The sequence below is a fragment of the Erwinia sp. genome, from assembly GCF_031978025.1.
Taxonomy (GTDB): Bacteria; Pseudomonadota; Gammaproteobacteria; order Enterobacterales; family Enterobacteriaceae; genus Erwinia.
In genome coordinates this window covers 3,119-12,849 of the sequence record NZ_DALZCD010000116.1, presented here as the reverse complement: position 1 = coordinate 12,849, position 9,731 = coordinate 3,119, and the positions used below count along the sequence as shown (strand labels likewise).

12 protein-coding genes are annotated in these 9,731 nt (G+C 44.0%); 11 read left to right on the top strand and 1 reads right to left on the bottom strand.

What is annotated here, in order from left to right:
* The 9 genes from RTK32_RS11140 to RTK32_RS11100 form a co-directional block, all read left to right on the top strand.
* Positions 1 to 509, top strand: a 509-nt coding sequence (locus RTK32_RS11140; RefSeq protein ID WP_312043914.1) for a colicin D domain-containing protein, incomplete at its 5' end; no start/stop codon positions are given.
* Positions 506 to 778, top strand: a complete 273-nt coding sequence (locus RTK32_RS11135) for a colicin immunity domain-containing protein (RefSeq protein WP_312043913.1) — start codon at positions 506 to 508, stop codon at positions 776 to 778. The genes RTK32_RS11140 and RTK32_RS11135, both read left to right, overlap by 4 nt.
* The gene (locus RTK32_RS11130; protein WP_312043911.1) at positions 775 to 1,125 is read left to right on the top strand and encodes a DUF6862 domain-containing protein; all 351 of its coding nucleotides are present in this window, start codon (positions 775 to 777) and stop codon (positions 1,123 to 1,125) included. Before RTK32_RS11135 ends, RTK32_RS11130 begins: the two co-directional genes overlap by 4 nt.
* 714 nt (positions 1,126 to 1,839) lie before the next feature.
* On the top strand, positions 1,840 to 2,295 hold the full coding sequence (locus tag RTK32_RS11125) for a hypothetical protein (protein WP_312043909.1): 456 nt from the start codon (positions 1,840 to 1,842) through the stop codon (positions 2,293 to 2,295).
* Positions 2,296 to 2,515: 220 nt separating this feature from the next.
* Positions 2,516 to 3,121, top strand: coding sequence for a hypothetical protein (locus tag RTK32_RS11120; protein ID WP_312043907.1), 606 nt, complete (start codon positions 2,516 to 2,518; stop codon positions 3,119 to 3,121).
* Between the two features lie 726 nt (positions 3,122 to 3,847).
* A complete protein-coding gene (locus tag RTK32_RS11115; RefSeq protein WP_312043905.1) occupies positions 3,848 to 4,270 on the top strand; it encodes a hypothetical protein in 423 nt (140 codons plus the stop codon).
* Entirely contained in the window at positions 4,222 to 4,467 is a 246-nt protein-coding gene (locus tag RTK32_RS11110; RefSeq protein ID WP_312043903.1) for a hypothetical protein, read from the top strand. Before RTK32_RS11115 ends, RTK32_RS11110 begins: the two co-directional genes overlap by 49 nt.
* Positions 4,464 to 4,835, top strand: a complete 372-nt coding sequence (locus RTK32_RS11105) for a hypothetical protein (protein WP_312043901.1) — start codon at positions 4,464 to 4,466, stop codon at positions 4,833 to 4,835. The genes RTK32_RS11110 and RTK32_RS11105 overlap by 4 nt, the downstream gene beginning before the upstream one ends.
* A 288-nt stretch (positions 4,836 to 5,123) precedes the next feature.
* Complete coding sequence (locus tag RTK32_RS11100) at positions 5,124 to 5,516, top strand: contact-dependent growth inhibition system immunity protein (RefSeq protein ID WP_312043899.1); 393 nt, start codon at positions 5,124 to 5,126, stop codon at positions 5,514 to 5,516.
* Positions 5,517 to 6,392: 876 nt separating this feature from the next.
* Here RTK32_RS11100 and RTK32_RS11095 read toward each other — a convergent pair.
* Positions 6,393 to 6,938: an RNA 2'-phosphotransferase gene (locus tag RTK32_RS11095; RefSeq protein ID WP_312043897.1), complete on the bottom strand. Its 546-nt coding sequence runs from the start codon at positions 6,936 to 6,938 to the stop codon at positions 6,393 to 6,395.
* Positions 6,939 to 8,448: 1,510 nt separating this feature from the next.
* Between RTK32_RS11095 and RTK32_RS11090 the strand changes: the two genes are divergently transcribed.
* Together RTK32_RS11090 and RTK32_RS11085 are read left to right on the top strand one after the other, a co-directional pair.
* Positions 8,449 to 9,012, top strand: coding sequence for an Ail/Lom family outer membrane beta-barrel protein (locus tag RTK32_RS11090; protein WP_312043895.1), 564 nt, complete (start codon positions 8,449 to 8,451; stop codon positions 9,010 to 9,012).
* 94 nt (positions 9,013 to 9,106) lie between these two features.
* Positions 9,107 to 9,658 carry an immunity 42 family protein gene (locus RTK32_RS11085; RefSeq protein ID WP_312043893.1) on the top strand — a complete coding sequence of 184 codons (552 nt, stop codon included), beginning with the start codon at positions 9,107 to 9,109 and terminating at the stop codon, positions 9,656 to 9,658.
* The last annotated feature ends 73 nt before the right edge of the window (positions 9,659 to 9,731 follow it).

Here is a 9,731-nt window from a genome sequence, read left to right as displayed (position 1 = left end):
CCAGATCAGCGAGAGCTAAATGGTGCTACAAATACGGAAATACCGAAGGTGCGCCGGATACTGGCGGGAATACCACAGTAACACCGATCCTAAATGGACCGAATAAGGATGATTTGGCTTTTTTATCAACTGAAAAAAATACTGCAAAGGAAAATACGAATGAACCATTATCAAATATAAATACTGGTATTATTTCTGAAAGCATTTCTTTTAGTACAAAACAGTTGGACAAGAAGTTCAAACACGCTGCTGATTTTGGTGTGACAACAACCAAGAAAAATAGCGATACAATTGCAGAATATCAAACAGCTATCAGATCCCATCTGGACAATAAAAAAACTTACGAACATGGAACGTATTTATTAATTCCTGAGTCAAAAGTTTATTTCAATCCGCAAAGTAACAATGTTGTAGTTGTTGATAAGTCAAGCAATTTTGTAAGTGGCTGGAAACTTGATCCGCAACCGAAGCAGTACGAAAACTTCATTAATAACGGGACATTAAGATGAGCATTTATCTTAAGGATTATATTGATAGATTTCTTGCGAAGAAAATATCAGCAGATGAATTTGCCGAAAGCTATATATCAAAATGGAAATGTGAGCGGGATGGTAATCTTCTTCAAGAAGATGAAGGCAATTTAAGCGAACTCTTATCGAGCACTTTTTGTTTATCTGATATGTATAACTCTGATGATGATCGTGAAGAATATGAGTTTAATGAGGATCAATTACGTGATGAGATTAATAAAATTATGCTTGCTTATCTGACTAAATGAACTTAAAGACCCCGGTTATTACTGGGGGATTTTTATCAGGTGTCGTTGAGAATAATGCGCTTCGCGGTGAAGACGCTCAGGAAAAAAACAGTATTGAACTGGCGCTGTCAAAAACCGGACTGGCCCTGCATCCAGGAAAAGCGGAGGAAGTCGCTGCTCTGGAAGCAAGACACGAACAGCTTGAACAGCTTGATACTAAGACGGATAAATATGTTGCAGAAGCATGCTCTCAGGGCAAGTCTTCACCCGCCTGTCAAAATGCAAATGCCCTGGTTCAGGGCCTGCAGGAAACTTATAACGGAACGCTGGGCAGGCTAACCTATAAAGAACTGAACCGTGAGGATTAAGATAAAGTAAGCCAGATTGTGGCGAATACGACCGCTGATAAATGGGATTATTCTATTGAGGGTTATGCAAAACCCCGGAATATCAGTTACCAGTAAACAAAGAATAAATTTGCGCTGACTATTAATGTTAAACAGGCGGCAGATATTTCCAGCATATTATATGGCCTGAAGGTAACAAACTTGAAACAGGTATTATAAGTGCATCTGTAGCTTCAACGCTGAAACAGGTACTGTCAAAATATAATGAGTTCAAACAGAACATTGCCAGCAGCACGAAAGGCAGTACGATGCGCTGGCTATGGCAGGAGCAGCGAATGTTAACCATTCTTCAACGGGCGGTGAATTGCCGTCGAATGCATATCTTTCTACTCATTCGGGAAGTAAAGGAAGCCCTACTCCTTTGCCTGAACCTATTTTGTTTGGGTATAATAAATACGTTCCTGTCCCTAAACATGCGGCAGGCGGCTGGGGGATCCCAATTGATTTGAGCGACAGAAGAGCGTGAGAGGTTTTAAATAACTCGATTCAGGGCGGTAAGCAATGTTATGGTGTAGCGGATGGGAAGGTTTATGAATTTCAGCCAGATAATGTTGGGGGAGGGCATGCTTATCCTATTCCGGGGAATGAATCTCCACCAAAGATTTTGAGAGAACTATTATCTGGTGGGGATGTTAGTAAGGTTGAATGCAATAAAATGATAAAAGTTAAATTATAATGAATAAGCTAAATATCATTTCAAAAGATCTTTGTTTTTATAATGAATCGAAGCTTATTGAAATTTCATTAAGTGAGAAAAACCATACTCTATATGTAGGGTGCGTAGACTTAAATAATTTAATTGGATGGTTAATAGAAAATGAACCAGCAATCAGGAAGGATGGATTTCCTGCGGAATTAACTGAGCAATGCTCTATAGCAAAAAGAGTAGCTGAATTTTATGAGTACCTGGATACAGAGGGTAATGAGTTAGTTGATTTGATGTTTGATTACCGGTCATCTCACTGCCTTAGGTTTGGTTGCCGGGGGACTGATTTTCCCGAGATTTATATCGGGAAAGTAAATAAAGGTTATGAAATTTCAATGCTAAATGAAAATAATACATGGAGATATTTATTCGATATAGAAGATTTTTATGTAAGGGTTAAAGAACTAGAGAAAGAATTGCGATGATGATGATTATTATTATTATGGATAGCAAGATTATATGACAGCCTCCGGTCTTCATCTTTGGTGATAGAACGGTAGCTCCTCCTGTGAATGAGAGATTGAAAGTGCTTTTAAAATTCCGAAAGAATACCTAATAGTTTTATGATAAAGGGGTTGTTATTCCAGCTAGTATTATAAATCCTTGTGCGAATAGTCAATAAATCTGGCCTAAAGGAAAATTGTTTTGGGTATATTAAATTTAGAGTGGAAGCCTGAGTTCGGAAAAATATTTACATGGCTAGCAATGGATAGGTTTGGTAAAGTTGCGGTTATAGTAAATAATTGTTTTGGCGATATTCCAAAAGCGATTCTTGCTATGGATAATGCTGAGTTATTGCTTGATGAAGTTACAGATTATATATGGGAGGAGTCAAGTGTGTATAGTTCCTATCCTGAAAATAAAATGGGTAATACAGTAGTTGATTTATACTCTTGGCAAAGGTTCAGTCATTTAATGACCCGGGAAGAAATAAAAGATTGGATCAAAGAGCGCTCTCATTACACTCAAAAGCTACGAGAGTATAGCTTGCCGTCTATTAAAGGTTTATTTGTTTACCATGCAATTGAGGGAAGCTATGAAGGCGAGGATTATCCGGTCGGTTATGAAAGTAAAACAAAAACAGGAGACTATTTTAGGTTTCTGGTGCCAACAGTTTTTGGATCAATTGAAGACTTTCCTTATGAACTACGTCGCGCTATTGCTGTGTCAGAAAAGCTTGATTTTTCCGAGAAAAGGCTAATTGATAATGATAAGGTTAATGATTTTTTCCCAGGTTGTTACATTAGATAACTTTCTGAGTTAGAGAGACACTTTTTGAATTTATTTTTTCTGTTTTGAATGAGCTTATGCAAAAGATAAAAAGGCATTCATTATTTCTATATTAATATCGAGTGTCGTGATGTCTTGCTGGAAAATAAAATATGAGTGCAAAAAGCACTACGTATTTTTAACACTTAATGTGGAGTAATTCAATGTTAAAATATGAGAGGGTAGGTGAATGAATCTAAGGGTAAGGTAATAAGAAACGGGTGTAAATATTGCAATCGTAAAGTCACCTTGTAGTGATTTTGGATTAACAGCTGTGCTTTAGCAGATAATTTCACATGTCCATTATGCTATTATATGAATATGGCAGGTACCATCATAAGTGGCGAGGCCCCGCTTATGACAGATATGACGCTGGCTTGTTTTTGGTTTGTTTATGTATTGCGCGTTTAGTTTATTTTATGGATTTTTCATTTATGGCTGGCATGAAAATTCTCTTTTTTTTAATTAAAACTTTATCGTGGTGAGTACTGCTGTACGCGTAGGTATCCGCCTTCTATCCAGGATGAAAGAAAAAGAATATGCATTTTCTAAATCATAAAGATTCGACTGCGGCGCGGGCCGAGGTTGTCTTGCCTGTCAATTACTCTTCAACCAGCCGTATAATCAGCTCTCCCTGTTCACAAATCACCTCACCTTCCTGCCTTTCTTAAACCCTGTCTTTCGCATAAATACAGTTGGCAGCAGAGTGTGGCTGACCTGAGCCGGGATGTGGCAAATGCGAATCCGGGGCTGGAAAAAATCTTCGGCAGGGAGAAAGAACCGCGGCGGGTGGACACTTTGCAGGCGGTGGTGGATATCGGCCTGCAGGTCAGCGACATCGTCAGGGCCGAGGGCGAGATAGCGGCGACGAAGAAGGCCACGGACGCGCTGAACAGAGCCGGTCCGGATGAGCTCCGGGCAGCGCAGAAACAGTGGCAGAAGGCGAACCCGAACAAAACACCGACGCAGGGCGATATCGTTCAGCAGCTGTACCAGACATCCTATAACAAAGCGTTGCTGGACAGCGATAAAGGGACGGGCGGTGCGCTCCAGCAGGGCATCAGAGCGGCGACGGCGTCAACGTGGCGGGCGCCGTTGCGGGTGGGGCGGCGCCGCACCTGGCGGAACTGATTTATAAAGCGACCACCACCAAAGATGCGAATGGCAAAGAAGTGGCGAATGTCGAGGCGAACCTGATAGCGCACGCGGTGCTGGGCGCGGCAGGCGAGTATGTCGTGCAGCAGCTCTGTCAGGGGGTTGACCGTGCAGACCTGAGCGAAGAGCAGCGTCAGACCATCAGCGCACTGGGCACGTTGGCAGTGCGGTGACGGGCGCGCAGGCCGGGAAGAATGCGTTTGAGAACAACGAACTGTTAATACTACCTGCGCCAATACCTGTTCCAGGGCTGCCGCTGAGTTCGGGAGATAAAGTCGCTCAGGATGCTAATAAAAATATTGTTTCATATCTGGATAAGGCATTTAAAGGATACGCGACAGAGGAAGGCACGCCGGCAATGACGGACGGTCCTTCAGTCGTTGAGGCACGTGATGAGGCTGCAAAATCACGCGATTCGAATGTGGCTAAGCATCTGACAGATGAGCAGAAGAAAGAGCTGAGTGGCCCAAGGTCTGGAACAAGAACACCACCGCCAGAAAACGATACGGAAAATTGGAAGAGAAAAAAGTCGATAAGCTGAATCAGAAGCAAGAAAGTGCCATGAGAAAAATCGACAACCTGATTAAAAATCTTTTAAAGATCATGACATTACAGGTTCTCTTAAAGATATGGACAACAATCCCCTTCCCAAAACTAATGGAAGTGGGGAAAACTGGAGCCATATGTAAAAGATGCAAGATACCTTTAATGGTTCAAGGAATTGTGCAAACACGCTAAAGAATGTTAATAATCCGGAAGCTCAGGCAGCTTACGGAAGAGCAACAGAAGCGATTAACAAAATAGAATCGGCGATCAAAGGGTACGGCATATGACAACGTTTAGGGATCTATTAATAGCGGAAGGCGGTAATTATGAGCCTAACACCAGGTCGTCTCTTGATGAGTGGTTTAACGGTATCGTAGATGCGCCGCTTGATGAGTTGGATGTTGGGGATATTGCTCGGGCTATAAGACAGGATCTGTTTTTAGTTCATGTATTACCAAGAGCAGAATCGATCTTGCGAGAAGATCCTCTAGCCGGAGATGATTACGATGGGCAATTAATATCATCAATCGCATCTTTAAGTCACAAGGAAGCAAAAGGTGTTTTATCTTCTTTAAAAAAGATAAGTCATATTTTAAATCAAGTAGATAAAACTACTCTGGACAAGCAGTTACTGTTAGAAATAAAGAAAATAGATAATTTATCTTTTTGTGAGTGATACAGACCCCCGGCCAACTTTATAGGCGCAGGTCAACTGGCTAAGGGTATTACTGCTAAGCCCTAAATCCTCCCAATTCCCGCCGCTGCTGACTGGCTTCACACAGTGCGTTCCGGGTGGCCGAATCGGTGACGGTGGAGATCCACAGGCCATCGGGTCGGAGCGTGAGCTGTAACGGCGTGTCAGGAATAAAACCTGGCCCGGCTGGTATGTTGCCGCTGATCGACAACGCTGGGATCGGTTGGGGTGTGAAGGTGATGTTCATGCTGTCCCTACCTCCCTGCCACGATCTGCCTTAATCAGGTGTGGAGTGCGCGGGGTCAATGGTCGCCTGGTCAGCAGCACGCATCGGCGTTCCTCTGATAGTCAGTAGCTGGCTGAACGCCCATAAACATAATGCGGGAGACTATCCGCACCTGTCCCGGGAAGCCGCAAAACTCACCTAACCCCCAATAAGCGGTCCGTATACGGATAATCTGCATTATGTCGTGCGCATCCGCGTTGGGTTGTGGGGTGGGGCCGCCGTCCCTGCCGATACTGGCACAGTGCAAATACTCGGCCAACTCCAATCGGTTTTCGGCCTAAAAGGCCTCCGCTTAAAAGTTGATGCCCGCCCAGGCGTGGTTTGTCTGCGCCAGGTGGTGCCATGCGGTTAAGCAGAGTGTCACTGCTACCGTCTCACCAGCCGACGCCTCCCATCCTGGTTCAGGGCTAGCATGCACAACCAGCGTTCCGTCACTGGCGGATCTCGTCAGCCCACATCCAGCAGACCCTTCGTCGGCCACAGGCAAGCCCTGTTGCAGGACCGCCGCTGAGTGCGGGAGCAAATACGCTGCAGCCAGCAGGTGGTACAGAAAAAAGAAACGAGCAGGAAAATCATGACTCCTGGATAAACTCATAAGGAATGGAGTTTGATAACCACACGCCGTTCTCAGCCTGATAAAAACGAAAGCCTTTTTCATACATATCCAAAGCTTTTATCTTTAGCACTACAGGCTTACCGTGACGTTTTCCTACCTGAATCGCTGTAACTTCGTCAGACGAAAGATGTACGTACTGGCGGGACATAGGGATAAGGCCCTGCTCACGAATGGCTTCTATAAAGCGGTCGGCTGTTCCGTGATATAAAATAGCTGGAGGCGTTTTCTCCTTATAGGCTATATCAACCTGTTGCGTTGAATGCCCCTGTGCTGCCCGAATGCGCAACCCATCTTCTGAAAGAGTGAATCTCTTTTTGTCACTGCTGGCAACAACCTCCTGTATAATCGCGGCGCTAAGTAAATAACCTTGTTGCTCTGCGCAAACAATAAGGTCAGTCAGCTCCGCCCATCCATTTTTGTCCAAAGTTAAACCAACGGCCTCTGGCTGATGGCGCAAAACGTAACTCAAAAACTTACTTATATCCGTGTTGTTTTTAATCACAATAATAGCCTCAGGAAAATTCCATCATTTCAGTGGAAGGCAACATAATACCGGGCTGTCTTCTCCAGTACGGATAAATAACCTTTCCTGTTCTATCGTAACCCGAACCTGGGCTTAAGTATATTGAGGTGCAGCCGCTTAATAACATGATTTCCAGTAAGGTGGCGCATGCTTTGTCAGGGCAGGCGCCGTGCGCCTGAAGAGGAAGCTCTGGCGCAGCCGCCCGACAGGTAAATCGCCAGGTACAGAATCCGGATAACAAAGCCTGGTGAGGCGCTATTTATTTAGCCAAATATCAGCGCGGGCAATGTGCAGTGCGGGTCATTTATAAACTAACCATGCTGCCGCGTCCCAACTTTATAGATTGATTAAATGATAAGGCGAACCTGAAAGCGTATGCAGTGCCGGACACGGCGCAGGCTTCGGGCGGGGCGGCGGCTATTTTATCGCGCAGCAGCTCTGTACAGGCGTGAACCGTAAGGCAGCTTTATTCGGGCGTCAGGCGTAAAATCTGAGCGAAGTGCCGTGACAAAAGGTACGCTGCTGGCGACGTGCAATGCGATAAGCGGCATAAGTTCTTAAGACCATCTGTCACCGATCCCCACGCTCTGTTTGAGCTCAGTAAATCAGGTTTATTCTTAATTCAACTAAAGTACGGTTGACCTTTCTTGAAAAGTGATTTCCTTTATTGGTGCTTTAGTTTGGCTTAAGTTAAGTTAATGCTTCTTTAGAGGTTACATAAAGTTTTGGCTTGCCCGCTGCAGGCGCAGTGCCTACCGCTTCAACCTGAAATGCAGGCTTCAGTAAAAATCATTTCTCTGTATTTTTTATATAATGTTGAATTATAATTTTTTTATGTTTATTTTTCACGCCCTACTGAACCGAAGAGAGTATCTACTCTTTCGGTTCAACCTTCTTTGCACTTCAGAAAAGGTTAATGTTTATACTCATTTCGCCCATTATAAATAATCTTAACGTAAGTTTTATGTAAGTTTTCCTACATTTTTTCTTGAGATTTTTTATATCAGGTGCATAATGTGCGCATCGAAACGCGATGCACATAATTTGTTACAATATTATTGATGATATTGTTTGGCCATATGGAAGAGCCTGGCGCGCGCAAAAAGGCTGTTTAAGCGTCAGTAGATACGGCACTGCCTATGCGATGGCAACAGAGGGCAGAACACGAAAGATTCTCTTAAATGAAAATACTCGGGTGGTCATCGGCTTAATCTCGATGGGAAAAATGCTGCCTTTTGACGATAAAAGCCATCAATGAGCCGATAAAGAAAACCTGACGCGGAATATGATGCAGGGTTACCTGTCTGCAAGAAGATGACGCACGAAAATTAAAAAGCCATCTGGTTAACACGCAATACAAATAACCGGATAGCTCAACAATACCCGTCTGATACGTAATAATTTTTTGATGACGTGTCGACACTACAAACAGCATAATCCCTCGCGAAATAAAGGGGTTAAATCAGCTCAGTAAAAAAAGGAATTAAAGATGAAAGTAAAAGTTACCGCATTAGCGCTGCTTTGCAGCGGCCTGTTTATCAGTACCGGCGTAATGGCTGATAATCATACCGTGTCAATTGGCTATGCACAGAGCAAGGTTGAAGATTTTAAAAATATCCGTGGCGTTAACGTTCAGTACCGCTATGAATGGGATTCACCCGTCAGCTTAATAGGTTCTTTCAGCTATATGAAGGGCGACGACAGCTATTCTGAAGGGAGTGACGGGTTTGATGAGGACGATTGGTATAAAGGCAAGATAGACGTAAAATATTACTCTTTTATGGCTGGCCCTGCGTACCGTATCAATGACTATGTCAGCCTTTACGCGCTGGCCGGTATGGCGCATACCAAAGTGGACGATAAAACGACGTACTTTCAGGAATTTTCAGAAGAATACAGCGAAAGCAAAACGTCGTTTGCTTATGGCGCGGGCGTGGTCATTAACCCGACAGAGTCTTTGGCCGTTAATATTGGTTATGAAGGCACCCGCGTTAAATTTAGTGATGACGTTGCGATAAACGGTTTTAATATCGGCCTTGGCTATCGCTTCTGATTTGGTTCTGCATGAATCCCGGCTAAGGTCGGGATTTTTTTTGCGAAAAAGAGCACTGTAATAAAACGGATTTATTTAAGAGCAGGTGAAACAGATGTTTTTTGGCGACCCTTATCGCTTTGCGATTTTTGTTGAATGTATTCCTGACTGGAACCCTCCGGACACCGCTTTTTATAACGGCTTTTTTTATTACAGCATTAACGGCAATTTTTTTCCGCAGGATGTAAGAACGGCGACGCTTTGCGTGGACGTCAATACACTGCTGGATCCCGCCCATGCTCTTTCTACGCCGTCGCTAAATGCGGATGTTTACGCGATGCCCGCGCCTGAAGCCTTCAACTCTTTATACAGCCTGACCTGGCCGGAAAGTAGGGCAGAAGAAGAATACCCGGAAGGCAGTAACCTTTACCGCGCAGAAACAGAAAATATTTCAGAAAGCGGCGTGTCTGTGTTTGCCGTCTCCGATGGTCTGATGGTCAGAGTGCTGGCGGCTAAAACGCAGCGCCTTGTACCTAAAGAGCAGGGTGACCGCTATGAATGGGTGGCTGAAAGGAAACTGACCGTGGCTGAAGCATGCCTGCCGAAAAGTGAACTCAGCGCTATTTTACAGAGGATACAGGATTACTATTCCTCTCTTTCACGTTGATCCATATTATTCTGTCTGTTCTGTCTGTTCTGTCTGTTCTGTCTGTTCTGTCTGTTCTGTCTGTTCTGTCTGT

Excerpts from the sequence above, each read along its gene's own strand:
- RTK32_RS11135 (WP_312043913.1), top strand. The coding sequence starts at position 506 with ATGAGCATTTATCTTAAGGATTATATTGATAGATTTCTTGCGAAGAAA.
- RTK32_RS11130 (WP_312043911.1), top strand. The coding sequence starts at position 775 with ATGAACTTAAAGACCCCGGTTATTACTGGGGGATTTTTATCAGGTGTC.
- RTK32_RS11125 (WP_312043909.1), top strand. The coding sequence starts at position 1,840 with ATGAATAAGCTAAATATCATTTCAAAAGATCTTTGTTTTTATAATGAA.
- RTK32_RS11100 (WP_312043899.1), top strand. The coding sequence starts at position 5,124 with ATGACAACGTTTAGGGATCTATTAATAGCGGAAGGCGGTAATTATGAG.
- RTK32_RS11090 (WP_312043895.1), top strand. The coding sequence starts at position 8,449 with ATGAAAGTAAAAGTTACCGCATTAGCGCTGCTTTGCAGCGGCCTGTTT.
- RTK32_RS11085 (WP_312043893.1), top strand. The coding sequence starts at position 9,107 with ATGTTTTTTGGCGACCCTTATCGCTTTGCGATTTTTGTTGAATGTATT.